Origin of the sequence: Ruminococcus flavefaciens (assembly GCF_900108555.1) — a bacterium.
Lineage (GTDB): Bacteria > Bacillota > Clostridia > Oscillospirales > Ruminococcaceae > Ruminococcus > Ruminococcus flavefaciens_P.
The window spans coordinates 73445-98713 of record NZ_FNWV01000007.1; the positions used below are offsets into that span (position 1 = coordinate 73445).

General features: G+C 45.2%; 28 protein-coding genes. 14 read left to right on the top strand and 14 right to left on the bottom strand.

The window, feature by feature from the left end:
• Positions 1-386 precede the first annotated feature (386 nt).
• Genes BLW60_RS10600 through BLW60_RS10610 form a run of 3 tightly spaced genes read left to right on the top strand, consistent with a single transcriptional unit; the run spans position 387 to position 3870 of the window.
• Complete coding sequence (locus BLW60_RS10600; RefSeq protein ID WP_074717158.1) at positions 387-1064, top strand: response regulator transcription factor; 678 nt, start codon at positions 387-389, stop codon at positions 1062-1064.
• Positions 1057-2727 (top strand): ATP-binding protein, encoded by a 1671-nt coding sequence (locus BLW60_RS10605; protein ID WP_074717160.1) that lies wholly within the window; start codon positions 1057-1059, stop codon positions 2725-2727. Before BLW60_RS10600 ends, BLW60_RS10605 begins: the two co-directional genes overlap by 8 nt.
• A gap of 9 nt (positions 2728-2736) precedes the next feature.
• Positions 2737-3870 (top strand): PP-loop family protein, encoded by a 1134-nt coding sequence (locus BLW60_RS10610; protein ID WP_074717162.1) that lies wholly within the window; start codon positions 2737-2739, stop codon positions 3868-3870.
• A gap of 372 nt (positions 3871-4242) precedes the next feature.
• Here the strand turns inward: BLW60_RS10610 and BLW60_RS10615 are convergent, their stop codons facing one another.
• On the bottom strand, positions 4243-6552 hold the full coding sequence (locus tag BLW60_RS10615; protein ID WP_074717164.1) for a hypothetical protein: 2310 nt from the start codon (positions 6550-6552) through the stop codon (positions 4243-4245).
• A gap of 282 nt (positions 6553-6834) precedes the next feature.
• On the opposite strand from BLW60_RS10615, the gene BLW60_RS10620 reads away from it, so the two are divergent.
• Both BLW60_RS10620 and BLW60_RS10625 read left to right on the top strand, forming a co-directional pair.
• A complete protein-coding gene (locus BLW60_RS10620; RefSeq protein ID WP_074717166.1) occupies positions 6835-7032 on the top strand; it encodes an alpha/beta-type small acid-soluble spore protein in 198 nt (65 codons plus the stop codon).
• 204 nt (positions 7033-7236) lie between these two features.
• Positions 7237-8064, top strand: coding sequence for an alpha/beta hydrolase family protein (locus tag BLW60_RS10625; protein WP_074717168.1), 828 nt, complete (start codon positions 7237-7239; stop codon positions 8062-8064).
• 64 nt (positions 8065-8128) lie between these two features.
• Here the strand turns inward: BLW60_RS10625 and BLW60_RS10630 are convergent, their stop codons facing one another.
• The 4 genes from BLW60_RS10630 to BLW60_RS10645 form a co-directional block, all read right to left on the bottom strand.
• Complete coding sequence (locus BLW60_RS10630; RefSeq protein WP_074717170.1) at positions 8129-8707, bottom strand: helix-turn-helix domain-containing protein; 579 nt, start codon at positions 8705-8707, stop codon at positions 8129-8131.
• Between the two features lie 217 nt (positions 8708-8924).
• Positions 8925-9797: a DegV family protein gene (locus tag BLW60_RS10635; protein ID WP_074717172.1), complete on the bottom strand. Its 873-nt coding sequence runs from the start codon at positions 9795-9797 to the stop codon at positions 8925-8927.
• A gap of 13 nt (positions 9798-9810) precedes the next feature.
• Positions 9811-10308 (bottom strand): tRNA (uridine(34)/cytosine(34)/5-carboxymethylaminomethyluridine(34)-2'-O)-methyltransferase TrmL, encoded by a 498-nt coding sequence (trmL, locus tag BLW60_RS10640; RefSeq protein WP_074717174.1) that lies wholly within the window; start codon positions 10306-10308, stop codon positions 9811-9813.
• A gap of 18 nt (positions 10309-10326) precedes the next feature.
• The gene (locus tag BLW60_RS10645; RefSeq protein ID WP_074717176.1) at positions 10327-11736 is read right to left on the bottom strand and encodes a lectin like domain-containing protein; all 1410 of its coding nucleotides are present in this window, start codon (positions 11734-11736) and stop codon (positions 10327-10329) included.
• Between the two features lie 94 nt (positions 11737-11830).
• On the opposite strand from BLW60_RS10645, the gene BLW60_RS16840 reads away from it, so the two are divergent.
• Positions 11831-12004 (top strand): hypothetical protein, encoded by a 174-nt coding sequence (locus tag BLW60_RS16840; protein WP_175460928.1) that lies wholly within the window; start codon positions 11831-11833, stop codon positions 12002-12004.
• Here BLW60_RS16840 and ruvX read toward each other — a convergent pair.
• The 3 genes from ruvX to BLW60_RS10660 form a co-directional block, all read right to left on the bottom strand.
• Entirely contained in the window at positions 11997-12425 is a 429-nt protein-coding gene (ruvX, locus tag BLW60_RS10650) for a Holliday junction resolvase RuvX (RefSeq protein WP_074717179.1), read from the bottom strand. The two genes, BLW60_RS16840 and ruvX, sit on opposite strands and share 8 nt — an antisense overlap.
• A 230-nt stretch (positions 12426-12655) precedes the next feature.
• Positions 12656-13567 (bottom strand): dihydroorotate dehydrogenase, encoded by a 912-nt coding sequence (locus BLW60_RS10655; RefSeq protein WP_074717181.1) that lies wholly within the window; start codon positions 13565-13567, stop codon positions 12656-12658.
• Complete coding sequence (locus BLW60_RS10660) at positions 13567-14337, bottom strand: dihydroorotate dehydrogenase electron transfer subunit (RefSeq protein ID WP_074717183.1); 771 nt, start codon at positions 14335-14337, stop codon at positions 13567-13569. The genes BLW60_RS10655 and BLW60_RS10660 overlap by 1 nt, the downstream gene beginning before the upstream one ends.
• 425 nt (positions 14338-14762) lie before the next feature.
• Between BLW60_RS10660 and BLW60_RS10665 the strand changes: the two genes are divergently transcribed.
• The 5 genes from BLW60_RS10665 to BLW60_RS10685 are packed head-to-tail and all read left to right on the top strand — an operon-like array spanning position 14763 to position 17007.
• The gene (locus BLW60_RS10665; protein ID WP_242872868.1) at positions 14763-15332 is read left to right on the top strand and encodes a DUF1836 domain-containing protein; all 570 of its coding nucleotides are present in this window, start codon (positions 14763-14765) and stop codon (positions 15330-15332) included.
• A 49-nt stretch (positions 15333-15381) separates the two neighbouring features.
• Positions 15382-15579, top strand: coding sequence for a hypothetical protein (locus BLW60_RS10670; RefSeq protein WP_074717185.1), 198 nt, complete (start codon positions 15382-15384; stop codon positions 15577-15579).
• Positions 15580-15621: 42 nt separating this feature from the next.
• Entirely contained in the window at positions 15622-15834 is a 213-nt protein-coding gene (locus BLW60_RS10675; RefSeq protein WP_074717187.1) for a hypothetical protein, read from the top strand.
• Between the two features lie 31 nt (positions 15835-15865).
• Complete coding sequence (locus BLW60_RS10680) at positions 15866-16081, top strand: hypothetical protein (RefSeq protein WP_074717189.1); 216 nt, start codon at positions 15866-15868, stop codon at positions 16079-16081.
• A gap of 23 nt (positions 16082-16104) precedes the next feature.
• Entirely contained in the window at positions 16105-17007 is a 903-nt protein-coding gene (locus BLW60_RS10685; protein WP_074717192.1) for a prohibitin family protein, read from the top strand.
• A 592-nt stretch (positions 17008-17599) separates the two neighbouring features.
• On the opposite strand, the gene BLW60_RS10690 is transcribed toward BLW60_RS10685, so the two are convergent.
• The 6 genes from BLW60_RS10690 to BLW60_RS10715 form a co-directional block, all read right to left on the bottom strand.
• The gene (locus BLW60_RS10690; protein WP_074717194.1) at positions 17600-18415 is read right to left on the bottom strand and encodes an amidohydrolase family protein; all 816 of its coding nucleotides are present in this window, start codon (positions 18413-18415) and stop codon (positions 17600-17602) included.
• Between the two features lie 8 nt (positions 18416-18423).
• Positions 18424-18774 (bottom strand): ArsR/SmtB family transcription factor, encoded by a 351-nt coding sequence (locus tag BLW60_RS10695; RefSeq protein ID WP_074717196.1) that lies wholly within the window; start codon positions 18772-18774, stop codon positions 18424-18426.
• A 10-nt stretch (positions 18775-18784) separates the two neighbouring features.
• Positions 18785-19222, bottom strand: coding sequence for a hypothetical protein (locus tag BLW60_RS10700; protein WP_074717198.1), 438 nt, complete (start codon positions 19220-19222; stop codon positions 18785-18787).
• Between the two features lie 108 nt (positions 19223-19330).
• Positions 19331-20293: a phosphotransferase enzyme family protein gene (locus BLW60_RS10705; RefSeq protein ID WP_074717200.1), complete on the bottom strand. Its 963-nt coding sequence runs from the start codon at positions 20291-20293 to the stop codon at positions 19331-19333.
• A 374-nt stretch (positions 20294-20667) separates the two neighbouring features.
• A complete protein-coding gene (locus BLW60_RS10710; protein WP_074717202.1) occupies positions 20668-22026 on the bottom strand; it encodes a PFL family protein in 1359 nt (452 codons plus the stop codon).
• Positions 22027-22044: 18 nt separating this feature from the next.
• A complete protein-coding gene (locus BLW60_RS10715; RefSeq protein WP_074717204.1) occupies positions 22045-22314 on the bottom strand; it encodes an ACT domain-containing protein in 270 nt (89 codons plus the stop codon).
• A gap of 306 nt (positions 22315-22620) precedes the next feature.
• Here BLW60_RS10715 and BLW60_RS10720 point away from each other — a divergent pair, with 306 nt between their 5' ends.
• The 3 genes from BLW60_RS10720 (at position 22621) to BLW60_RS10730 (ending at position 25265) form a co-directional block, all read left to right on the top strand.
• A complete protein-coding gene (locus BLW60_RS10720; RefSeq protein WP_074717206.1) occupies positions 22621-23475 on the top strand; it encodes a histidinol-phosphatase HisJ family protein in 855 nt (284 codons plus the stop codon).
• A gap of 13 nt (positions 23476-23488) precedes the next feature.
• The gene (locus BLW60_RS10725) at positions 23489-24502 is read left to right on the top strand and encodes a hypothetical protein (protein ID WP_074717208.1); all 1014 of its coding nucleotides are present in this window, start codon (positions 23489-23491) and stop codon (positions 24500-24502) included.
• 268 nt (positions 24503-24770) lie between these two features.
• Complete coding sequence (locus BLW60_RS10730) at positions 24771-25265, top strand: Lrp/AsnC family transcriptional regulator (protein ID WP_242872869.1); 495 nt, start codon at positions 24771-24773, stop codon at positions 25263-25265.
• The last annotated feature ends 4 nt before the right edge of the window (positions 25266-25269 follow it).

Here is a 25269-nt window from a genome sequence, read left to right on the forward strand (position 1 = left end):
CCATAAACAGCGCAGAAATTCAACTATTTTTTAAAAAATACACAAAAAAATTATAACGCATTTTTGCGGATTTTCGGATGTTTTTAACAGGGGGTTGAATTTTTTTCCCAACAGACGTATAATATAGTGAGTAGTGATCAGTTCCGAGTCCTTAGCCGTTAGCTTGTAGGGGCGGCGGATTTAATTCGGAATGCGGAATTCGGAATTAGGAATTGTAGGGGCGCGTTCCGCGCGCCCGTGCTCCTGTAACCTTTATGTATGCCATAACTACTGTAGGGCTGCCTTTGGCGGCCCGCATATTGAAAATTGAGAATGAAGGGACGCGCATTGCGCGTCCGTAAATTGATAATCCGTAAATTGATAAAAATGAGAAAGAAGGCGTTATGATGATATATATGCTGGAAGATGAGGCAGGTATAAGGAACTTCGTTATATATGCCCTTGAAAGCTCGGGAATGACCGCAAAAGGCTTTGAAACGCCTTCTGCTCTCAGAGAAGCTATGGCGCAGGAGCTGCCCGAGCTTCTGCTTCTTGACCGTATGCTCCCCGAGGAGGACGGACTTTCTGTACTGAAAAAGCTGAGAAGCGACCCCGAGACCCAGAAGCTCCCTGTTATCATGCTCACGGCAAAGGATTCGGAGCTTGATAAAGTCGAGGGACTTGACAGCGGCGCTGATGATTATATCGCAAAGCCTTTCGGTACTTTAGAGCTTATCTCACGTATAAAGGCACTTCTTCGCCGCACTGCTGATATCCCTTCCGAAAAGCTGGAATTAGGCAAAATAACCGTATATCCTTCAAAGCATGAGGTTTTTGCGAACGGCAGCAAGGTAGTGCTCACCCTTAAAGAATATGATATGCTCATATTGCTTATGAAGCACAGGGGAGAAGTCTTTTCCCGTGATGACCTGCTGAAAGAGATATGGGGCTATGACTTTGCAGGCGAAAGCCGTACAGTCGATGTTCATATAAGGACTCTCCGCCAGAAGCTGGGAGACTGCGGCGATCTGATACAGACCATACGCGGAGTCGGATATAAGGCAGGTGACGATATTATTGACTAAAAAAATATTTATCGGCATCATAACTATCTGTGCGATATCGGTCATAGCGGCTATAATGCTCGTAACTGCGCTGATGTACGACAAATCGGTGGAGTCGGCGGAAAAAGAAGTGAAAAATCATACTCTTATAATATCCTCCGCCGTTGAAAGACTTGGAGAAGATTTCCTCGAAAGCAGTGATTTCGGCGATGATATCCGCGTTACATGGATAGATCAGCGCGGACAGGTGGTTTTCGATACGGAAGAAGCTCCCGAAGCTCTGGAAAATCATTCCGACAGAAAAGAGATTTCCGAAGCCTTTGAAAAGGGCGAGGGCAGCTCATCACGCTATTCAAAGACTATCATGCAAAAGACAATAAATTACGCTGTAAGGCTGAAAGATCACTCTGTAATAAGAGTTTCAAGTGTACATATATCCCTTGAAGCACAGCTGCTGAAAGTATTGAACCCTATGCTGCTCATACTTGCTGTAGTCGTTGTATTTTCCGTACTTGCGGCAACGAGAGTATCAAGAAATATCGTAAGACCTATAAATAATATCGACCTTGCTCACCCCGATACGAAAAAAAGCTATAAGGAGCTTGCTCCTCTGCTGGAAAAGCTGCGCAGTCAGAATAACAAGGTAAGCCGTCAGATGGACGAGATACAGAGCAGCCGTGAGCAGTTCGGGCTTATGACAGAGTCAATGGACGAGGGACTTATAATCACCGATCCAAAGCTGAATGTGCTCACCTGCAATACCAGTGCGAAAAAGCTTCTCGGAGCAGGCGCATTTACGGAGGGTCAGAGCGTTTACGCTCTTAATAATTCGGAGGATTTCAGAAGATGTATCATGAATGCCCTCGGCGGCAGGCGTTCGGAGTGTATCCTGCGTACAGGCGGCGGTCAGCGCGAAGTAATTGCAAGCCCTGCAAACAGTATAGACATGGTATGCGGACTTGTGGTGTTCATCATGGACGTTACCGAAAAGCAGGAGCTTGAGACTATGCGCCGCGAGTTTACGTCAAATGTGTCACATGAGCTGAAAACTCCGCTTACGACTATCTACGGCATATCCGATATGCTGGCAAACGGCATGGTCAAGCAGGAGGACGTTGCGCAGTTCGGCGGAAATATCCGCAGCGAAGCCGAAAGGCTCATCAATCTCATCAACGATATAGTTTCCCTTTCAAAGCTTGACGAGGACTCTGCTCCCCGTGAGAATGAAAGCGTTGAGCTTTACAGCCTTGCTGAGGAAGTCCTTGAAAGACTGAAGCTGAGCGCAGAGGAAAAGGGTGTGACAACAGAGCTTACAGGCGAAAAGGTGTCGCTTATCGGAAGCCGCACCATACTCGGCGAGATACTGTACAATCTCTGCGACAACGCCATAAAGTACAATGTCAGCGGCGGCAGCCTGAGTGTCAAGATATCCCATATACCGCAGAGAGCTATCATAACTGTAAGCGATACGGGTATGGGAATACCGCAGCAGCATATAGGACGTATTTTCGAGCGTTTCTACCGCGTTGACAAGAGCCGTTCGCGTAAAATAAAGGGTACAGGTCTCGGACTTTCTATCGTTAAGCATGGTGTTATGTACCATAACGGTACTGTAAGAGTTGAGAGCGAGGCAGGCAAGGGCACTGTTTTCACAGTAGAGCTGCCTATAGAGAAAAAACAATGAGGTGTTTCAATGAATAATGGCATTACTGCCGCAGAGCTTGAAAAGCTCGATAATTCGGAATATAAGATAATAGATATACGTGACAGCTCCGCTTTTGAGTATGGTCATATAGACGGAGCTGTGAATATTGCGCAGGAGGATGTACTTTCCGCGGAACTGCCGCAGGATAAAAAGCTCATAATCTGCTGCCGCAGCGGTATTATCAGTGGAGATATCGCAGATAAGCTGTGTCAAAAAGGCTTTGAAGCCTATAATTTAGAGGGCGGCTATGTTGACTGGCTCCGCATAAAAATGGAGAACAGGGAAGTCACGGAGGCTGTAGAGCTGAGTATCAGGAAGAAGTTTAAGAAGTCAATATGGTGTAAGTTCACAAAGGCTATAAACGAATACGAGCTTGTAAAGCCGAATGACAAGATAGCTGTCTGTATCTCGGGCGGCAAGGACTCAATGCTCATGGCAAAGCTATTTCAGGAGCTGAAACGCCACGATAAGTTTCCATTTGAGCTTGTGTTTCTTGTTATGGATCCCGGCTACAGTCCCGAAAACCGCCGCGTTATCGAAGAAAATGCACGTTCTATGTCCATACCTGTGCATATATTCGAGTCGGATATATTCGACTCTGTGTACAATATCGAGAAGAACCCCTGCTACATATGTGCGCGTATGCGCCGCGGCTATCTCTACAGTCACGCAAAGGCTTTGGGCTGCAATAAAATAGCTCTCGGACATCATTTCGACGACGTTATCGAGACTATCCTCATGGGTATGCTCTACGGCGGACAGGTGCAGACTATGATGCCGAAGCTCCACAGTACCAACTTTGAGGGCATGGAGCTTATACGCCCCCTTTATCTCGTTAGAGAAGCCGAGATAAAGCACTGGCGCGACTATAATGATTTGCATTTCATACAGTGTGCCTGCAAATTCACTGATACCTGCACTACCTGTGCTCCCGACAGCCGCTCCGTGTCGAAGCGTCTGGAGATAAAAAATCTCATTGCGGAGCTTAAAAAGGTAAATCCGCAGGTTGAGAAGAATATCTTCCGAAGCGTTGAGAATGTCAATGTGAATACGGTCATCGCCTATAAGGACAACGCAGGTGTTCACCGTTTCCTTGATAAGTATGATGATGTAAAGGAATGAATTTGAATATTTCTGCATATATGTAGGGGGAACTGCTTATTGGGCGGTCTGCGATGTTACATTAAGGGACGCCTTCTCTTGCAAGGCGTCCCCTCTAAAAAAACAGTCCACTGGACTGTTTTTTTATTCACCCCTTGTGATGCGCCTTCGTATTATTTCGCTGTTCTTTAAAAGCTGGGAACAGCGACCAGAGACGCTGTCTCTGGACTCTGCCAAAGGAACACAGTCCCTTTGGAAACCCGTTCATACGCTCAGCAAGTTATTTGGCAGGGCAAATTTTAAACATTTAATTAGCTCCGAAACAGTTAAATTATATCGCCACTTTTTATTTTTGGACACTAAAAAGGACTGAGTAAACTCAGTCCTTTTTGCTTATTTCCAGAATATAACTGCGTCTTCAAGAGTATCTATAAGGCTTGGGAAGTGCTTCATAATAGTGCCTTCTCCCCAGTTGAAGAGCTGACCGAAGATGAATACCATTGTCAGTGCCATAGAAATACCCGAAAGAACGTATCTGCTCTTGTGAACTGAGGGATTTGAACAGCCGCGGAATATGCCTATCATAGCTGCAAATGTCATAAGTGGCATGATATCGAATACATAGTGTGTGATAAATCCGCCGAGACAGAAGTCAGCCCATGCAAGGAATACGGACATAGCAAGGCATATAGCCAAGAACCATCTTCTGCAGCGGTCGCCGAGCTCCTTTGTTTTCGGTCCGAAAGCCTGCGGCTGGAGAAGTGTGCCGAAGAGGATAACAGGGAGTGTGAGTGCTCCGAAGCCTATTACCGTATATACGTATGAGCCGTAGTTTTCAAGTCCGTTGAAACCTGTTTCAAAGAAGGGGAATGCAGGCTTTGATTTCGGCATCTGCAAGAAATAGTGGTATATAGCTGACGGTAGATTTGAAAGTCTGAGAGTATTTGCGTGGATATCGCTGACTGTGAGCTGGTATGCTGCACCAAAGTCGAACGGTGAGCCAAATCTTGCAGCGTTGTACTTCATTATAAGTGCTGCACCTGCAATAAGCGGAGCTACAAAGCTTGCTGCAAGTCCGAGACGATAGCCGAGCTTTTCCTTTTTGTCAAGGAGTATGCCGATGAAGAAAGGTACAAGAACTGCGCCGCAGAGTGCGACTGTAGGACGTGAAGCTACTGAAAGTGCAAGAGCTGTACCGCCTATGATGAGCAGGACAGGTTTGAGCTTCTTATTTGCAGTGGTGCAGGCTGTCATGCCTGTGAATAAGCTTATCATAAGGAAGCAAAGTCCCGAGATAGTTGGCAGAGTATAGCGGTCTATCTCATTTCCAAGCGTCCAGAAGCCCATTGTGGCTGCTGCCGTAGGAAGCATGAGAAGCAGAAGCAGGAGCTTAGGCTTTATTTTGAGAAGCTTTAAGGCTGCAAGTACAGTAAGGCACATGAAGAGTATGCCTATTACTGTGTAGAAGTTGTTTGCCATTGCCAGTGTTGGCAGCTTGCCTGTTAATTTATAATAAGGATAGTAGAATGTGAGCACGGGAGCTACGCCGAAATAGCTGTAGTATTTACCGTTATAGTATGCCAGATCCCAGTAGGCGAAAGCCTGTGAATTGCCGCGGAGTCCCGAATCATACACATTTTCAAGCTCATCAAGAGCGGGATCGGCGTCAAGGTCAAGGTATACCTGATCCTTTTCAAAGGCATCGAGAGTCATGGCAAATGGATCGTCGGTATATTTTTCAGTACCTGTATACGGTCTGCCTTCCTGATCAGGCTGACGGAGGCAAAGTCCCGAGAGAGTACATAGTACTATAACAGCGGCAACAGCAATAACGTGAGAACGCTTCTTGCTGTCGTAGTCCACTGCATAAAATCCGAAAGCCTTTATTGCAAGACAGCCTATAACTATAATATAGAGAAGAATAAATCTAAGGTCTGAGAAAGAATAGGGAACAGCGCTTAATGCGCGTATTTTATGGATATTAATGGTTTTGGTAACGCCTGATAATGTAAGTGTGAGTGAGTTGAGCTTTTCGTATGGTTCAAAACAAAGCGAAAGCTCTGAATTTCTGCCGCAGGTGCGCTTGTGCTGAACTATGATATCCTGAGTTGAGAAGTTTTTGTCTGTCATGGAGAGCTTTACATCAAATGGTGTTGATGAGCCGCCTTCAGCGTCAAGGCTTACAAGAAGCACTCTTGCATCTTCGGGAATATTGTACATCTTCATGTCAGAGTCGCCTGTAACGGATATATCGTTATCAGCTGAGCTCTCAGCATTTGCTCCGAGGGTGATATCGGAAGTCGATAAGGTCTGATCTGTCTTTTGTGAAGTGAAGCTTTTTCCGTTGAAAATAAGCACTTCCGCAGCAAGTATAACACAAGCACATATCGCACTCTTTTTAAGAAAAGCACCTATACGCGGAGCTTTATATCGTCTTGCAAGTACAGCTCCGAATACTGCGGCACTTGTAAGGGCAGAGCCTATAAGCGATATTCCGCTGTTTCCGTCTATCATGCCCACTGACGTTACCGCACTGAGCAGTACCATTGCGCAGATAAGACAGCCCAGGGCAGCTGCAAGGTTTTTCATTGTTGATTTTGAGGCGTCTTTTTTCTTATTGTCACTGTATTTCTTGTCGCAGATATTCATTATCGACAGTGATATGAAAAATATTATCGGCGGTATGATTATTGACCAAAGCATTTCTTATAGCTCCTTAAAAATTATTTCTATTATTAGACGTTAACATATCTTTTTTCTCTTGTATAAAAGCAGAAAAAACTATTTTTTTCGCAAATTATACCAAAAGACACAGACATATATATTATACTATCAATACGGTGTCAAATGCAAGCATAAAAAACAGTAGTATATAGCTTTTGGTGGATTTTCGTCATATTGTACATATTTTTCCATGTAATAAAAAATCATTGCCCGGCTATAATACTATCACGGCATCAAAAAATTATTAAGGAGATAACAGAAATGAGCAATAACAGCAATAACAATGGTGTAATGACTGAAAAGGGCAGAGAGGCTCTTGAAAAATTTAAGATGGAGTCTGCAAACGAGCTCGGCATTGACCTCAAGAAGGGTTACAACGGTGACCTTACTTCCCGTGAAGCAGGTTCTATCGGCGGAAGTATGGTCAAGAAGATGATCGATTCTTATAAGATGCAGTAACTCTTTAAGCAGCTCATAATTAATATGTATTCAATAACCGCCGCAAGGCGGTTATTGTTTATATATACAACTATAATCAACTTTTAAACAAAAAATATTCAAAAAACTATTGACGAATTATGTGCATATATGATACAATAAGTGTGTGTTAATATTACATATTGACTAAAAACAAAATACTAAAAACGAACCGGAGGTCGTAAAATGAAAAGAAAAATCGTATCTATCATGGCAGCAGCACTTATCTTAACACCTGCTTTAGCATCAACTCAGAGCATAGCTGAAACTGTTGCAGCAACAAATTATCAGACATATTTAAACGGCGCAGTTTACTCTGTAAAGCTTGACGGCTTAATTTATCAGAGAACTGTATTTTTCCCTAAGGAAATGACGTCGTCCAACAAGAAATATCCTGTAGTTGTATGGGGAAACGGTACATTTGTTACATCTACCGTTTATGAGGAGATCCTCAGCGAGATCTCATCAAAGGGCTATATCGTTGTAGCTTGTAATAGCCGTTTCTGCGGACCGGGAGTATCAGAGTCTGCATCTGTTGACTATATCATCAGTGAGGGTAAAAAGTCAAGCAGCATTTTCTATAACAAGGTAGATGCTGAGCATATCGGATCAGCAGGACATTCTCAGGGCGGAATGAGTGCGGTTAATGCTTCAAGACTCAATTCAAAGATAGACTGTGTATTCGATATACAGGGCTGTCAGCCTGCGTATGAAGCAAGCAAGCTGAAAGTTCCGACTTTCTTTGTAACAAGTACAAATGATATAATAGTAGGCTCTTCATGGGTAAAGGATTCTTATGATGCCTGCAATGCTCCTGCTGTATATGCAAGTGTAAAGGGCGGCAGACACTTAGACCCGGGCGATGCTCATGCACCTGCAATTTTTGCTGAATATGCTGTAAAGTGGTTCGACGCTTTCCTTAAAAACGACAGCAGTGCAAAGGCTGTTTTCCTCAAGGGCGGTGCTCTTTCCAAGGACAGCAGATGGGTCGACTATGCTTCAAAGAATTTCTGATCAAGAATAATAAACTGAAAAAATCTTCGGCTCCTGTGTAAACTCACAGGAGCCGTTGTTTTTATTAAAATATAAAATACCCGATGGCAGCGCATACTGTAAGTGTTATCAGGGCGGAAATAACGCCGTACATTAACTTTATGGCGGTTCTGTTGGCAGTTTTTATTCGGTCGGCTGATATCTCATCAAGGGGCTTGCCTTCCATAAATGCGGCGATCTCCTTGTATGTCTGGATATTGTTCGCTTTCTTCATTTTTTCGACCTTGAACGCCGTAAATATTGCTGCTGCGGCGATAACTGCCCATATAACACCGCCTGCCCAGCTGAGGTACTTTACCAGCGGAAGCGGCGTTACAACCATGAGTATTAACAATACCGCAAACAGCCATGCCATTGAATTGAATTTTTTTACTTCACTTTTGTTGATCTCGTTTTTCATAGTTTCAACATCTCCTTTTACTAATTCGTCAAGAGATATATTGAAAAGATTTCCGAGAATGAGAAGGCTGTGGATATCGGGATAGCTCTTGTCGTTTTCCCAGTTTGAAATAGTCTGGCGGCTGACGTAAGCTTTCTCTGCCAGCACCTCCTGTGACCATTTTAATTTGTTTCTGTGTTTTTTGATCTGATTTCCGATCTCCATTTTTTCCTCCTTCGGAACTTTTCGCTTGACTGACACCAGTATATCAGGACGAAGAAAAATTTGCCACCAATCTGTTTTTACAAGTGCTGAAAAATATGAAAAAAGATGTTTACAAATGCTTGAAAAACCATGTAAAAGCCCGTTGACATAACGTAATACAGCCAAATCCGGACAATCAAAAAAGACGGAGCAAAAGCCCTGTCTTTTCTGGATAATATTACTTGTTCTTTCTTCTTACGACTACAGCAACAAGCTCGGGACCGATATTTGCTGACACTACTGCACCGATGTTGCCGAACATCTCAGCCTTCTTGCCTGTCTTTTTAGCTATCTCTTTCTCGACTTCCTTTGCGAGGGTATCGTCCTTGCCGTGTACCATGATGTATGGTGTCTGCGGAGTCATATTCTTCTCGACTATCTCTGCCAGCTTTGGAACGATATTCTTTTCGCCTCTTATCTTGTCAACAGTTGTTGTCGTGCCGTCAGCAAAGAGTATAACGGGCTTGAGTCCGAGAAGCTCGCCTGCAAAAGCCTTTGCAGCGGAGATACGTCCCGATTTCTTAGCGTACTTGAGGGTGTAAGGTACTGCATATATGCCGCTTACGTTGAACCAGTCCTCAAGATAAGCGATTATCTCTTCCACCTCTGCACCGCGGCGTATCTTCTTAGCAGCTTCCATTACAGGATAGCCGTAGTAAAGAGTATAGCACTTAGAGTCGATGTTGAAGATGTTGAGTTTGCCCTGGGCATCGGGATTATTCTCGAAGAAGTCATTTTTGCCGATGATAGAGTTATTGTACGTACCCGAGCCCTGAGAGTTTATGGAAACGCTGATAATATCAGTATATCCCTGATCGTAAAGCTCTTTGTATGTCTCTTCAAATGTAACGGGAGATATCTGGGAGTGCTTGGGTATCTCATCGGTATTTTCCATAAGCTCATATACTTCTTTTGTAGACTTGTCGTATATCTCTCTGAAGCTTTCACCGCCTAAAGTAAGGGTGAAGGGAATGACTTTTATTCCCAGCTCTTCGATTATCTCCTTTGGAAGGTCGCAGCATGAATCTGTAAGTATTGCGATCTTTGACATTTTTGTTTCTCCTTTACCATTGGTATTTTGTCAGTTTTCCCTCACGGGAAAGGTCGGGATAATCCCATTGCCTCAGTACCTCATACACAGCTATTGCCACTGAATTTGAGAGATTGAGACTGCGCAGCTCATTGCGCATAGGTATCCTTACACAGCTTTCGGGATTTTCGTGAAGAAGCTCTTCGGGAAGCCCCTTGTCCTCACGTCCGAAAACAAGATAGGCGTTGTCGGGATATTCCGCATCACTGTGGACATTAAGTCCCTTTGTAGTGAAGTAGAAGAAGTGGCCGTCCTTGTTCTTCTCGAAAAAATCCGCTAAGCTGTCGTAATATGTGATGTCAAGCTTGTCCCAGTAGTCAAGCCCTGCACGTTTCAGGTGCTTGTCGCTTACCTCAAAGCCGAGGGGGCGTACAAGATGCAGTCTTGCCCCCGTAACGGCGCAGGTTCGGGAGATGTTTCCCGTATTCTGCGGTATCTGGGGTTCTACGAGGACTATATTAAGGTTTTGCATAGGTCTCCTCTGAATATATTAATATGTGTAAAGTGCCTTTATACAGCAGTTATTAGGCGTAAAGTCTATGCCAAGGGCTTCCTTGATGTTGCCGTCGCTCATATCTTTGAGGTCTTTGATGTAATCATAGGTATGATCTACAGCAGGAGCTTCTTCTTCGCCTTCGGGTACTTCTACAGCATGGAAGATAGAAGCCTTGTTCTTCCAGTCGCCTAAGAATACATAGGACTGTCCGCTGCCGCAGGAAGTAACATAGTCGTATGTATCATAGTTTATGGTCTCGCCCTCAACAGGTGCGCCCTTGGTATAGGTGATGACTATTGCGTAGTCAGCAACACTTACAGGACTATCCAGATCAATAGTCTGATAGCCGTGGTAGTTGAGAGTTGCGTCCTGAGAATACATCAGCGTCCTGAAGCCGCTGTCATATATCTCGATCTTTATGTCCTGTGCCTCATCAAAGTCGTTATATGTACCTACTGCGGAAAGATTTCCTGCGCCGTGGAAAACGTTTGCAACAGTAGTTTCATCGCCGCGCTTTATGTATCTGTCATTCTCGTTTCCGACGTCATGGCTGAGAACGGAAGAATACTTATCGGAAATTCGGAAGCTTACGATATCATTCAGCGGAGTATCATATGAAACATAAAAATATGAACCCAGCAGACCTTCGGTGCTGTTATATGCTATCCATGCGCCGTCCTGAGAAGCTTTTTCGTCGAAGTAGTTCTTCGGGAAGTTGTCGTCCCAGCCGATGATAGTGATAGCGTGACTGGGAGTACCGCCTCTTGGATCGTTCATGGTGATATAATCGCCGTACCATTCCTTCTTATCAGAGCTTTCGGGGATATTTGCATAAACGCCGCCTCTTGAGCGGAGAGCGTTCTTTAAGGCGTCTCTGCCCTTATCCGTAAGGATAACAGCACTTTCAAGAGTAAGACCACCGAAGCCGCGTGACAGAGTTTCAGTTACCATCCATGCGCTGCCGCCCATTTCTGAGTTTGGAGCATCGACCTTTTTGATAAATCCGTCTGACTTGTTTGTGTCCCATACAAGATTGATTATACTATTGGGATCAACTGATATGCTGCTGCCTGTTCTGACGGTATAGCTCGTCTCCATGGAAGAAGCGGCAGCATAAGCCCAGCAAGCGGCTTTTTCGTATGATTTGGTTTTGAATTCGGGTGTTTCGCTTAAAAGGTTGAAGTATCCTTCATCACCGTGAACATAGTTATAGGTGAATATATCGGGATCTTTCTTGATCTGAGTCTTGGTTGTGGGCTCGGCTGACGCATCATCAGTCGTGGTCTCTTCTGCCGGTCGTGTTGTTGATGCAGTTTTATCTGACTGGCTGTTTTGCTTGTTTGAACAGCTGTACATTGATAATAGACCTGTTATCATGACCAAAGTGATAAGTAATTTTTTCATGTGAGCCTCCTTTTTGTAAACAGTATAGTTTACTCGTTTTTTCAGATAATACTATTGTCCGCAATGCGGATAATAAAATACGGAGTTTAATGAAATGAACATTATGTCACTTGCCAAAGGTGCTGCTGCGGGAGCAATAGTGGGATTTGCCTGTTATGCTTTTTCTAATGCGCGCCCTATGAAGAAAATGAGCATAAAGCGCGATGCGGGAAAAACACTTAAAGCCGCAGGAAATCTGCTTGAGGATATAAAATCCGTTATTATGTAGCTTCACCTGAATTTCGCCTGAATCCAAGATAGCTTTCGAGGATAAGGACTGCTGCGACTGCGTCAACAACAGCCTTGCGCTTTTTGCCGCGTGTATTCGTAACATTAAGCGCGTTGTGAGCTGATACAGTAGTGCAGCGTTCGTCCCAAAGCTTTACGGGACAGCCTGTGAGTTTTTCCAGCTCTTCGGCGAAAAGCTTGCATTTTTCAGCTCTTTCGCCGACTGTTCCGTTCATATTCATAGGATAGCCCACGACTATCTGTTCAGCGCGCTGCTCTTTTGCGAGAGCGGCGGTCTTTTCTATACATTTGTTGAAGTCCTTTTCGGCGATGACAGTTACGGGAGAAGCTATCATTTCGCTTTTTCCGCAGACTGCAATGCCTGTTCTTGCATCGCCGAAGTCAACTGACATTATAATCATGTTATGTTCCTTTTTTATCTGTAGGGAACGCCGCCCTCGGCGTTCCGTTTGTTATGAAACGTGTTCCGCGGAACGGTGGGGGCGCCGTTCCCTACAATGAGCTAACGGCTCAGTTCAAAATTTAGCAAATCACGCGATGATATGTGCTTTTCGTTTTATGATCTCTCGCGGCTAAAGCTATATTTTGTACAAAGACTTATGCGCGGAGGAAGGGGGCAGCGTCACGCTGCTTACCACGGCTTTACTGTGCCGATTATGTCCTTGACGGAAGATATGCCCTTGCTGTCAAGCCAGTCGTTCATCTCTTCCACTATCTTCACGGGAGCATATGGATCGGTGAATATAGCTGCGCCAACCTGTACTGCGGAAGCTCCTGCCATCATGAGCTCGATAGCGTCACGTCCCGAGGATACGCCGCCCATACCGATAACGGGTATCTTTACGGCGTTTGCAACCTGCCATACCATGCGTACAGCTATAGGGAATACGGCAGGACCGCTCATGCCGCCTACATTATTATGAAGTATCGGTCTGCCTGTGTTTATATCTATCCTCATGCCGAGGAGAGTATTTATAAGTGATACTGCATCAGCACCTGCTGCTTCCACAGATCTAGCGATATCGGCTATGCTGGTAACATTCGGTGAGAGCTTTACCACGAGAGGCTTTTTCGTAACTGCGCGGACTCTCTTTGTTACCTCGGATGCCATTTCGCAGCTTGTACCGAATGCTGCACCGCCCTGCTTTACGTTAGGGCAGGAGATGTTCAGCTCTATCATGTGAACATCGGTATCCTCCAGCTTTGCGGCTACCTCTGCGCACTCATCGGGAGTAGAGCCTGCGATATTCGCAAGAACTACAAGATCCTTTGTGAGCAGGTAGGGGAGCTCGGTCTCGATGAAGTGGTCGATACCCGGGTTCTGTAGACCTACGGAATTGAGCATACCCGAAGGAGTTTCCGCAATTCTCGGAGCTATATTGCCTGTACGCAGGTGAAGTGTAGTGCCCTTTGTGGCGATACCGCCAAGCTTATTGAGCGGGAAGAGCTCTTCGTATTCTCTGCCGTAGCCGAACACGCCCGAGGCAGGGATTATTGGATTTTTGAAGTCTACGCCGCAGACTTTTACGGAAAGATCAGCCATTACCAGAGCACCTCCTCAGCATTGAATACAGGACCGTCCTTGCAGACATGAGCGAAGTATTCCTCGTCATTTCTTACAGTTCGGCAGGCACAGCCAAGACACGCACCGATACCGCAAGCCATACGCTCTTCAAGGGATATCTGGCAGAATATACCGTTTTCCTTGCATATAGCAGCCACGCCCTTGAGCATTGGTATAGGTCCGCAGGCGTAAACTGCGTCGATGCCGCCTTTTTCAGCAAGTTCCTTGAGGGGCTGTGTTACGAAGCCGTGGATACCTGCCGAGCCGTCATCGGTGCAGAGGATAGTTTCTGCGCCTGTTTTGCGGAAGTCGTCCTGTAAAATAACTGCGGAAGCATTTCTGAAACCGCTTATTGCCACGGCTTTATCGCCGTAAGCTTTTGCAAGTGGAAGCATTGGAGGAGTTCCGATGCCGCCGCCGATAAGTACTATTTTATTATAAGAAGGTTCAACAGTGAAACCGTGTCCGAGAGGGGCGAGCATATCTATAAGGTCGCCTTTGTTGAGCTTTGCGATCTCAGCAGTTCCTTCTCCTCTTATTTCAAATACTATGCGCAGAGTGCCTTTTTCCTTGTCGATACCGCATATTGAAATAGGTCTGCGGAGAGTATAGCCCTTTGCTCTTATGTGAACGAACTGTCCCGGACAGGCAGCAGCCGCCACTTCGGGACATGAGATAGTGAAGCTGTATATCTCACGGGCAATTGCGGTTTTGTCAGCAATTATATACTGACCCTGAGTATATTTCATATTGACCTCCTTGAATATAGCGATCAGTTATCAATGAGTAGTCATCGGAAGCTATCTGATAACTATGCACTAATAACTAATAGCTCGGAACATAATTTTACGTCGTAAGATTATGATTTATATTATTATACCATATTTTTTTAAACAAATCAACGTTCAGGGAAAAAGATTTATCGTTTTTTGCCGCATATGACGTAGAAAAGAAAGGGCTTGGTTTGTACATATATAATAATGAAGAGAAGAAAGGGGAGCTGTCGTGAATATGACTTGCTGTGAAAAAGCTTGAAAAAAGCTGAAAAGCTGTGAAATACAATGATAAATCACAAAAAACACTAAAAAACAGCCCAAAACATCGCAGGATAAGATTTGCGGTTCATATGAACTTATGATATAATCATATCATCGTCAGAGAGGAGATGAGGACTATGAACAATAGATTTATTCCAGGTACAACAATGAAATTTTCAGAGCAGGCTCGTGAATCTGCTTTTTCCATGATATCACCTGTCCTTGAAGCTACAGGAGGACTTACACTTTCTCAGCTGTCAAAGCTCACAGGGCTTGAAGGCACTACTATCCAGAACTGGATAAAGCGCGGCTGGGTATCTGCTACAAAGGGTAAAAAGTATTCCGAAAAGCAGATAATAAGAATTATCCTTATCAATATGCTCAGAAAGGCTATGAAGCTGGAGGACATTGCAAATCTTATGAATTATATAAACGGTGATGTTGAAGATACTTCAGATGATATTATAGAGGATATCCTGCTTTATAATATCCTTTGCAGGATAATCTTCACAGCAGAGGACGAGGGGGCGTTCGATACCGAGCATATAAAGACTCTGGTATCCCGTGAGTTAGCGGATTATTCCAAGGAAGTCAAGGACATTGACAAGCTCCGAAAAGCCATGTATGTCATGGTTATGGGGTACAGGAGCGGTTGCCTGAGGACTGAAATGGAAAAGGGGCTTGAGGTCATTCTTGAAGAAAAGTAAAGAACGGACACATTTTACATGATATAAGGATCAAAGGGAGGCTTTAATAATGAATGTTGTAACAGCATTACTAATGAGCAAAAAGAAGATAATTAAGTTATTTGAAGTATCAAAGGCTTATTCAGCAGACAGTGCAAAGTCGTTCGATGAACTTGGTATATTCAATCCCGAAGCAACATTTGAATTGCTGTACGACAATGTGATATCTGCAACAGAGGACGGAAAGTATTATCTTAATAAGAATTAAAGCTTAAACTCGTATTTGAATATACCAAAAAGGAGAATAATTATGGCAAGCATTTTACCAGCATTAGTTTTAAGACAGAAAAGAATAGTAAAATTACTTGAAAAAGCAGGAGCATTTTCAAAGGAAACTGCCAAAGGGCTTGATGAGATAGGATTATTAAATCCGAATACATTTTCTGGTTTGACCAAGAAATTAGTAAAATATAATGTAATATCTGCAACAGAGGACGGAAAGTATTATCTTAACAAGAATTAATGCTTTGGACCTGCTGTAAGGGGGAATTATTATGGCAGTATTCGTACCACCTGTATTCTTAATAAGGAAAAAACGGATAATGAGATCACTTATGAAAGCAAATGCATATTCACCTGATACTGCGAAGAGACTTGACGAGATAGGATTGCTAAGTCCTTACAGTTTCCCGTTCATTACGCTCAGGCTGGTAAGGCGAAATGTCATATCAGTAACAGATGAAGGAAAATATTATATAACACACCAGTAAATGTAGTTTAAAGGAGAATTATTATGCCAATTGATGTAAGAGAGATCAACAGAAATGCTCCAAGGAAGCCAAGCTTCAAGGGCGTTAAGTGGGCTGTTATAGGTCTTGCAGCAATTCTTGTAGCTGCAAATTCATTTACCATAGTTCCTGCAGGTAATACAGGTGTAGTTCTTACACTTGGAGAGGTCTCTGCAAATCCGCTTTCTGAGGGATTTCACCTCAAAGCACCATTCATACAGCAGGTCGAGGATATGTCCAACAAGATACAAGTGTTCAACGCTACAGCAACAGCTGTCTCCCGTGACCTTCAGACTGTAAACAGCGAGATCGCTGTAAACTACAGACTTGTTTCAGACAAATCACCTGATATGTACAAGAATGTAGGTCTTGAATACAGCACTATCCTTGTATCTCCCGTAGTTCAGGAGTGCATGAAGTCAGCTACCGCAAAGTACAACGCAGAACAGCTCATTACAGAGCGTGAGTCGGTAAGTACCGAGGTAAAGACCGCTCTTGACGAAAAGCTCAATATTTACGGTATCTATATCGAGAAATTCAATATCGTAAACTTTGACTTCACAGAAGAATTCAACAACGCTATCGAAGCAAAGCAGGTGGCTGAACAGAACCTGCTCAAGACCAAGACCGAACAGGAGCAGGCTAAGGTAGTTGCAAAGACTGAGGCTGAAAAGAAGGTCATTGCAGCAAATGCCGAGGCAGAAGCAATACTCGCTCAGGCACAGGCTCAGGCTGACGCAAACAAGCTCCTTGAAGAGTCACTTTCAAGCAAGGTAATCGCTTACGAGCAGATCCAGAAATGGGACGGCGTAATGCCTAAGGTAACAGGCAAGGACGGCGGACTCCTCATAGATGTTAACATAGATGAGTCTGCAAATAACGCTGCGGCTTCAACACCGCAGAACTGAAATGGATAAACTTTCGGGGGGAATAATAAAGCTGCTCTCGGAGCGGCAATGATCTCCGGCCTCCGCAAAAGGGGACGGAGGAGGAGATCCGTTCATCATCTACCAAGATAGGGATAGAAGCTCGGGGTATAACAGAGAGCTTCACGTACATAAAAAATGCGGCAAGTCTGGGGAGACTTCCGCAAGTTGGGGTAAACATTATTTCATATATTAGTTCATGAATAACTAAAGCTTATGTAGGGGTACATAAGCTTTTTCTTTTTTCTTTCTCCGCGTAAAGATTTTGTTGAGGCTTTAGCTTTAGCCGTGAGAGACAATAAACGAATGGCATATATCATCGCGTGACAGCGTGACGCTGCACCCTTTCTCCGCGGCGCAGAGCCTGCGCTCCCTTGCTCCGCGTGAGAGATTTATCGGGACTTTAGCTTAAGCCGCGGGAGACAATAAACGAATGACATATATCATCGTGTGATTGCGTGACCTTGTTGTATTAATTCGGAACTCGCCCCTACAATGCGCTAATGTGACTTGCATCATAAGGCAGGGGCGGATACTATCCGCCCCTACTTAGCTCTTAGTTCTAATTTCGCCCCTACAATTGTGAATTATGAATTGATTCGAGGAGCTTTTCGGCGTTGCGGTAGAAGATAAGCTCCTTTTCCTCGTCTGTGAGGGGAAGCCTGTTTATCATGGCTATCTCGTTTGCAGGCTCGTCCCACGGGCAGTCGCTTCCGAAGAGGACTTTATCTGCGCCCTGCATACGTATTATGCGCAGGAGCTGTTCGTCCTCGATATATCGTGAGATAACTCCCACATCGAACCACAGATTGTCGAATTTTCCTGCTGTGTATTTTTCAATGTCGTCCCAGAGCTTCATGCCCCCAAGATGTGCGGCAACTATGGTAAGCTTCGGGAAAGTCTCCGCTACAGCCGCAAAGCTCTGTGGAGTTGCTCTTATGATATCTTCGGAGTAAGGATCCCAGCCGCCGTGGAAAACGGCTATAAGTCCAAGCTCGGCTATTTTTTCGTATATTGGGAACATTCTCTCCTCATGGGGACAGAACTTCTGATACTCTGAGTGAAACTTAACGCCGCAGAGTCCCAGAGACTTTATACGCTCAACCTCTGCAACAGCGTCCTCAGCGTCAGGGTGGACAGTTCCGCAGCAGTAGATACCGCCGCCCATTATTTCAGCCGCCCAGTTGTTGATAGCGGTCTGCTGTGAGGGCTTTGTGGCTACAGGCAGGAGCATAGCGCGGTCTATGCCGTTCTCAGCCATTTTTCTGCGCAGTCCGTTTAAAGTGCCGTCAGTTGCGGGAGTTATGCCGCTTGTCTCGGAAAGTCCAGACATAGCGCGTTCTGCAAGGGTGTCAGTGAATGCGTGGGTGTGAAAATCAAAATATCTCATGCAGCAGCTCACTCCATAACGTGTTCCATTGCGTGATAGAAGATAGTCTTAACATGGTCATCGCAAAGGGAGTAGTAGATAGTCTTGCCCTCGCGTCTCGAGCTTACAAGGCGAGCCTGTTTCAGCACTCTCAGCTGGTGGGATATAGCGGACTGTGTCATATTGAGCAGCCTTGCAATATCACAGACACACATTTCACTCTGACAGAGTACGAATATTATCCTTATCCTTGTAGCATCGCCGAAAATTTTAAGAAGCTCCGCAGCCTCGTAAAGTACAGCTTCATCGGGCATGACCTTTGAGACCTTGTCAACGATTTCGTTATGCACTCCGTGAGTGCCGCAGATGTGTTCGTCCATTATTTCCTCCTTAGATATTTGGGAATATGAGAATGCCTGCTATTATAGACGCTATACTCAGTAAAAAGCCTATGGTACAGGTAGTGCAGGCGAATTTATCGTAAACGTATTTATTGTTTCTTGTGAGAAAAACAGTGTGTTTCTTGTCACTTGGGTAGAGTTTGCTTTGAAGAAAGCCTTCCTCGGGGAAGATATTGGGGTATTCCGTACCGTCAACGATGTAGTATGCCACGTTAAATCTGTTTCGCGGACTTTTGTCTATCCTTGAAAAAGAAGCAGTGTGCTTTTTCGTGAAGAGCAGTCTCACGAAGAATACAGTCAGGAGTATCATAGATACTGCGAAAGCGAGAGCGATAAGGGCAGCAAAGCCGAATACCAGCCATATTACCTTTACGCCCACTATTACTGCAAGCACCGATACTACCAATATAACAAGAATGATCTCCATGACCGCGCCCCCTTTACGGTTATGATATCTGCTTGTCCGAGCATTATATATCACTATAAGTATAGCATATTTTTCTCATTAAATCAACAGTTATGTTTTTAGGTAATATCAGGCGAAGGCTGAATGTATTATCTCCGTAAGCTCTGCACCGTGTTCCGTGAACTGTTTTAGCTGGCTGAGGAGCTGCTCTGCACGGGCGAGACAGTCCGCAGAGGTCTTGCCGCGGAAGTACTTGTTTTCGCTTTTGCAGTCGATGAGATAGCGTACAGCAAGCTCACCTGTGAGCCATAAAATGCCGTAATACAGGGAGTTCACCTCATCATCTGAGAGTATGCCGCCAAGTCCCTGAGCAAAGCCTGCGGTTATATGGCGGACAGGCGACAGGTCGGTGATGCCGTTTTTGCAGACCGAGCGCACAAGGTCGCCGTAATCAATGGCTGCATAGCCGCACATGACCGTGTCAAGGTCTATTATGGTCGTTTTATGGGCGATTATTATATTATCCGCTTTTGCATCGCCGTGTATGATACGCTTTTGCAGTGAACTGTCGAACACCTGTCCCAGCGTATCACGGAGCTTATCGAGAGCCGCCATTACATCTCTGTCTATGCCGTTTTTTGAAGCAAGTACAGCGAAATATCCGTCAAAATCGTGAAATCCTTCGATAGCAGGAGTGCTGCTGAGTTCACTGCCGTCCATAATGCGGATAAAAGTGCCGAATGACCGTCCCGCAGCCATTGGTTCAGCCGAAGCTTCTGCGGTCGCCGTTATATATCTGTAGATACGCCATACCTTTTCATCTGCGGCTGCATAGTTTTTATCGCCGCAGGAGATAAAATGCGGAACGGCAATATCACAGCCGCCGACTTTCGCAAAAGCTGCTTCAATGCGGCTTATGTTGTCCATAACAGCTTCGGGAGCACGAAATACAGCCCTGTTCAGAGATTGGAGCACGCATTTTTCGCCGCCGCAGACAGCAAGAAAGGTTCGGTTTATGTGACCTGCCGAAAGCTCTGTGAGTGCGTCAGCTTCGGGAAGTCCGAAAAGCGTTGGTATATTGCGGATATCCATGATATCACCTCCTGTTTGATCCATAATTCATAATTATATGGGCGAAATTAGAACTAAGAACTAAGAGCTAAGAATTGTAGGGGCTGGCGTCCTCGACAGCCCGTGCCTTACGTAATAAATTCCATGAGCGAACTGTAGGGGCGAACATTGTTCGCCCGAGCCTTTAGCCCTTAGCCGTTAGTCTGTAGGGGACGGCGTCCACGACGACCCGAGTCTTACGATGTAAACAACATAAACGCGCTGTAGGCAGCATGACCTGCGCCCGTGTGTCGAAGCAAGTGAGAGAAAATCGAAAAGGGCGGATAATATCCGCCCCTACAGTTGCGGAACGCCGAGGCGGCGTTCCCTACTCACTACTTACTTATTTCTACTTACTAATTCTTCAGGCTCTGCATAGGTGCAGGGATACGTCCGCCGCGGTTGATGAACTTAGCAGGCGACTTCTCGCGTATAGGCATAACAGGACCGCTTCCGAGGAGTCCGCCGAATTCGAGGGTATCTCCCTCTTTCTTGCCTATAGCAGGGATAAGACGTACAGCAGTTGTCTTTGAGTTTACCATACCGATAGCAGCTTCGTCTGCAATGATAGCAGAGATAGTCTCGGGAGTTATCTCGCCCGGAACTACTATCATATCAAGTCCTACAGAGCATACAGCTGTCATAGCTTCGAGCTTTTCAAGGCTGAGTACTCCTGCAACGGCAGCGTCTATCATGCCTGCGTCCTCTGATACGGGGATAAATGCACCTGAGAGTCCGCCGACTGTAGAAGAAGCCATTACGCCGCCCTTCTTTACTGCATCGTTGAGCATTGCGAGGCAGGCTGTAGTACCGTGAGTACCGCACATTTCCAGTCCCATTTCCTCGAGGATATGAGCAACACTGTCGCCGATAGCAGGTGTAGGAGCAAGTGACAGGTCAACTATACCGAAAGGTACGCCGAGGAGCTCGGAAGCTCTTGCGCCGACGAGCTGACCCATACGTGTTATCTTGAATGCAGTCTTTTTGATTATATCTGCAATTTCATTTATTGAAGCGTCAGGGTACTTTGTAAGAGCTGCGCGGACAACTCCGGGACCTGATACGCCAACGTGTATCTCGCAGTCAGGCTCGCCCACACCGTGGAAAGCACCTGCCATGAATGGGTTATCCTCGACAGCATTGCAGAATACGACCAGCTTTGCAGGTCCTATGCAGTCGCGGTCTGCGGTCTTTATTGCAGTTTCCTTGACTATCTGACCCATGAGCTTTACAGCGTCCATATTTATACCCGACTTTGTAGAGCCGATATTTACAGATGAGCAGATGTTCTGTGTAACGTCGAGAGCTTCGGGGATAGACTTGATAAGTGCCATATCTCCTGCGCTGAAGCCCTTGTGTACAAGTGCGGAATATCCGCCTATGAAGTTTACGCCGCAGGTATCAGCTGCTCTCTGGAGCGTCTTTGCGAACTTTACTGTATCACTGTTCGGACAGGCAGCAGCGAGCATAGCGATAGGAGTTACCGAGATACGCTTGTTTACGATAGGTATACCGTACTCAGTCTCTATCTGCTGACCGACAGCAACGAGGTTTCCTGCCTTTGATACTATTTTATTGTAGACCTTCTCGCAGGCTTTATCAATATCCGTGTCGATACAGTCAAGGAGAGAGATACCCATAGTTATAGTACGGATATCAAGGCACTCGTCCTGTATCATGCGGATAGTTTCAAGTATATTATATACATTAAGCATTGAGCTTTCTTCCTTTCATCAGATACTGTGCATTGAGTTGAAGATATCCTCGTGCATTGTGTGGATAGAGAGACCAAGCTCAGTGCCGAGGGTGTTCATTCTTTCTACAAGCTCAGAGAAATCGCCCTTGATAGCCGATATATCCACCAGCATTATCATAGCGAACATATCCTGAAGAACGCTCTGTGTTACCTCTATTACGTTAACATTGTACTCAGCGCAGATACCGCTTACCTTGTGGAGAATTCCCACAGTATCCTTACCTATTACAGTTACAACTGCTCTCATGATCAAAACCTCCGTTTTATTGTTATTCGGTGTATCCCGAATGATTGATATAATTATAACACACTTATTCCGAAAAAGCAACAGCCACGGGAAATTTTTTCATCTAAGAACTTAGAACTAAGAGCTAAGAACTAAGAGCTAAGAATTGTAGGGGCGGCGTTTCGCCGCCCGTCAATTACGTTTAAATCACAAATGACACACTGTAGGGAACGCCGCCCTCGGCGTTCCGAGCCATTAGCCTGCGCCCCCTTGCTATTTCAAAAATTATATGTTATAATATTAGAATATCAAAAAAGAGGTGATACCATGAAGCTAATGGACTGCCACACACATACGCAGTTTTCGGTTGACTCCGAGGCTGATATAAATAAATGTATCAAGCGAGCGGCGGAGCTGGGACTTGCCGCCTATGCCATTACCGACCACTGCGAGTGCAACGGCTGGTATAAAAAGGAGCACTATTCCGAGAACGAATGGTATCTGCGCGAAAGCTTCGATTATGCTGCCGACTTTGAGAACTCCGTATCTGCGGTGACTGCGCTGAAAGAGAAGTGGGCAGGAAAGCTCAACCTTATCTGCGGCGTGGAGCTGGGACAGATAATACATGATACGGACGCGGCGAAGATAGTCAATGCCGACAAGAGAGTCGATTTCATCATAGGTTCGGTGCATCAGGTCAGGGGTGAGCAGGATTTTTACTTCATAGACTACGAAAAAATGACCATGGACGAGATATACGACCTGCTTGAGCGTTATTTCAAGGAAGCCTATGAAGTCAGCAGAACTGATCTCTTTGACGTTTTCGGTCATATTACCTACTGCCTGCGATACATGAAGCAGAGGAACGGCATAAATGCCGATATAAGCCGATATGACGATGTTATCGCGGATATCTTCCGTGATCTTGCACAAAACGGCAGGGGCATAGAGATAAATACTTCGGGACTGAGACAGGGCTTCGGTGACTGCTTCCCGAACCTTAAATATGTAAAGCTTTTCCGCGATATGGGCGGCGAGATAGTCACAATAGGCTCGGACTCCCATACAGTTGAGGATATAGCCGCCAACTGTGCTGACGGAATAGAGATAGCGCGAGCGGCAGGCTTCACAAAGCTTGCGTACTTCAAAAAGAGAAAGCCTTATTTCATTGACATAACATAACGGGGGATATATTATGAAAGCGAAAAGAATATTATTGCTGAGTCTGGCACTTATTACTGCGGCATCTTCATTCGGCTGCGGCAAAGAGAGCAGCAAGTCCGAGGAAAAGTCATCAAAGGCTGAGACAACTGCGGAAGCGACAGAAGAAGCAGAAGAAGAGACTACGAAAAAAGACAAAAAGGACAGCAAAGGCGGAGATGTTCTTGACGAGATGTCATTAGGTATGCTTGGCTATGTTGAAAAGAGCAAGCAGACTTCCGCAAATGTCAATGCTTCTTCGATCTATAAATCCATTATGACTGTTCTGACAGATGAAGAAAGCAAATTCAGCGGCAATATCATATACGCCAAGGCAGGTGAGGGAGATTTCGGAGAAAAGCTCAGCGAGTATTATTCTCCGCTCAATGAGCTCGAATATGTGGCTATTATTGACGACTACGGTCAGCCTAAGGCAGTTATGTGCTGCGAAGGCACTTCCCGAAAGGATAAAGTCGGAGTTTACGGCGATGTCGAGGACGCTGACGATATCAGAGATATGAAGTGGAAGAAAGTTCTTGAAAAATTCGGCTTGGAGTACGGCGAATATACCGATATAAAGCTTGAAAAGGTCGATAATTCCTACACAGGCAGCAATTACAACACTACACGCGAAGAGCCGCAGGGAATAGACTTTGATGATATTGATGCAGTGGAGTCCTGCGATCTTGCTGCGGCTATCGCGTGGGAGTACAACCGCGGAGAAAAAGATATCCCTGTATATCTTTACGGCAAATGGAGCAAGGATACGCCTTTTACGGCTATTACAGAGGAAACTGACTGGGAGATGCCCAAACACGGCGACATAGAGTATGTTATGGAATACAACGGCTTCAGCGTAACAAATGTCTATTGCTGGGACACCGAACGCGACAGGAAATATGTGGGCGATGCAGATATGGGATACGGCTATACGAACTTTGTCGGCAAGACATGGGACGACGTACTTGATTACTACGGCTATAAGCAGGGCGAATACGTTGAGTATTGATAGTCCTGAGAACTAAGAGCTAAGAACTAAGAGCTAAGAGCTAAGAACTAAGTAGGGGACGAACAGTGTTCGCCCGTGTCCCCCCTTACGATGCAAATAACATTATCGTTGTGTAGGGAACGCCGCCCTCGGCGTTCCGCAAATTACTATGCAAACAGCATGAACGCACTGTAGGGGCGCCCTTTGGGCGTCCGTAAGGTATGATCAGATTACAACGCGCCGCCACAGGCAGCCCCTACACATGGCTAAAGGCTGAGCTTTATTATTAATGAAAGGAACTGATATTATGAAAGACATTGTAAAAATATTACAGCAGAATGCACGTATTTCCAATGCGGCATTGGGTGAGATGCTGGGTATATCCGCGGAAGCAGCCGCAGCAGAGATAGAAAAGCTTGAAAAGAGCGGAGTCATCAAGGGCTACAGCGTTATCGTTGACGACGACCTCTACGACAAGTCAACTGTTTATGCAACTATCGAGCTTAAAGTTACACCACAGCGCGACTGCGGATTTGACGACATTGCAAAGACTATCATGATGTACGACGAGGTGGAGAGCGTCAGCCTTATGTCATCGGGTGCTTATGACCTTGCTGTTGAGGTAAAGGGCAACGACCTCAAGGACGTTGCATTCTTTGTATCAGAGAGACTGGCTACTATTGACGGCATACTTTCAACTTCCACACACTTTATTCTGAAAAAATACAAGGAAAAAGGCATCTTCATTGACGGTGAAGAGCCTGATGAAAGGGGACTCGGCTGATCGT

Bases quoted from the DNA above. Each gene is read 5' to 3' on its own strand.
- BLW60_RS10600 (WP_074717158.1), top strand. From the start codon at position 387: ATGATATATATGCTGGAAGATGAGGCAGGTATAAGGAACTTCGTTATA.
- BLW60_RS10610 (WP_074717162.1), top strand. From the start codon at position 2,737: ATGAATAATGGCATTACTGCCGCAGAGCTTGAAAAGCTCGATAATTCG.
- BLW60_RS10615 (WP_074717164.1), bottom strand. From the start codon at position 6,552: ATGCTTTGGTCAATAATCATACCGCCGATAATATTTTTCATATCACTG.
- BLW60_RS10620 (WP_074717166.1), top strand. From the start codon at position 6,835: ATGAGCAATAACAGCAATAACAATGGTGTAATGACTGAAAAGGGCAGA.
- BLW60_RS10625 (WP_074717168.1), top strand. From the start codon at position 7,237: ATGAAAAGAAAAATCGTATCTATCATGGCAGCAGCACTTATCTTAACA.
- BLW60_RS10630 (WP_074717170.1), bottom strand. From the start codon at position 8,707: ATGGAGATCGGAAATCAGATCAAAAAACACAGAAACAAATTAAAATGG.
- BLW60_RS10635 (WP_074717172.1), bottom strand. From the start codon at position 9,797: ATGTCAAAGATCGCAATACTTACAGATTCATGCTGCGACCTTCCAAAG.
- trmL (WP_074717174.1), bottom strand. From the start codon at position 10,308: ATGCAAAACCTTAATATAGTCCTCGTAGAACCCCAGATACCGCAGAAT.
- BLW60_RS10645 (WP_074717176.1), bottom strand. From the start codon at position 11,736: ATGAAAAAATTACTTATCACTTTGGTCATGATAACAGGTCTATTATCA.
- BLW60_RS16840 (WP_175460928.1), top strand. From the start codon at position 11,831: ATGAACATTATGTCACTTGCCAAAGGTGCTGCTGCGGGAGCAATAGTG.
- ruvX (WP_074717179.1), bottom strand. From the start codon at position 12,425: ATGATTATAATGTCAGTTGACTTCGGCGATGCAAGAACAGGCATTGCA.
- BLW60_RS10655 (WP_074717181.1), bottom strand. From the start codon at position 13,567: ATGGCTGATCTTTCCGTAAAAGTCTGCGGCGTAGACTTCAAAAATCCA.
- BLW60_RS10660 (WP_074717183.1), bottom strand. From the start codon at position 14,337: ATGAAATATACTCAGGGTCAGTATATAATTGCTGACAAAACCGCAATT.
- BLW60_RS10665 (WP_242872868.1), top strand. From the start codon at position 14,763: ATGAACAATAGATTTATTCCAGGTACAACAATGAAATTTTCAGAGCAG.
- BLW60_RS10670 (WP_074717185.1), top strand. From the start codon at position 15,382: ATGAATGTTGTAACAGCATTACTAATGAGCAAAAAGAAGATAATTAAG.
- BLW60_RS10675 (WP_074717187.1), top strand. From the start codon at position 15,622: ATGGCAAGCATTTTACCAGCATTAGTTTTAAGACAGAAAAGAATAGTA.
- BLW60_RS10680 (WP_074717189.1), top strand. From the start codon at position 15,866: ATGGCAGTATTCGTACCACCTGTATTCTTAATAAGGAAAAAACGGATA.
- BLW60_RS10685 (WP_074717192.1), top strand. From the start codon at position 16,105: ATGCCAATTGATGTAAGAGAGATCAACAGAAATGCTCCAAGGAAGCCA.
- BLW60_RS10690 (WP_074717194.1), bottom strand. From the start codon at position 18,415: ATGAGATATTTTGATTTTCACACCCACGCATTCACTGACACCCTTGCA.
- BLW60_RS10695 (WP_074717196.1), bottom strand. From the start codon at position 18,774: ATGGACGAACACATCTGCGGCACTCACGGAGTGCATAACGAAATCGTT.
- BLW60_RS10700 (WP_074717198.1), bottom strand. From the start codon at position 19,222: ATGGAGATCATTCTTGTTATATTGGTAGTATCGGTGCTTGCAGTAATA.
- BLW60_RS10705 (WP_074717200.1), bottom strand. From the start codon at position 20,293: ATGGATATCCGCAATATACCAACGCTTTTCGGACTTCCCGAAGCTGAC.
- BLW60_RS10710 (WP_074717202.1), bottom strand. From the start codon at position 22,026: ATGCTTAATGTATATAATATACTTGAAACTATCCGCATGATACAGGAC.
- BLW60_RS10715 (WP_074717204.1), bottom strand. From the start codon at position 22,314: ATGAGAGCAGTTGTAACTGTAATAGGTAAGGATACTGTGGGAATTCTC.
- BLW60_RS10720 (WP_074717206.1), top strand. From the start codon at position 22,621: ATGAAGCTAATGGACTGCCACACACATACGCAGTTTTCGGTTGACTCC.
- BLW60_RS10725 (WP_074717208.1), top strand. From the start codon at position 23,489: ATGAAAGCGAAAAGAATATTATTGCTGAGTCTGGCACTTATTACTGCG.
- BLW60_RS10730 (WP_242872869.1), top strand. From the start codon at position 24,771: ATGAAAGGAACTGATATTATGAAAGACATTGTAAAAATATTACAGCAG.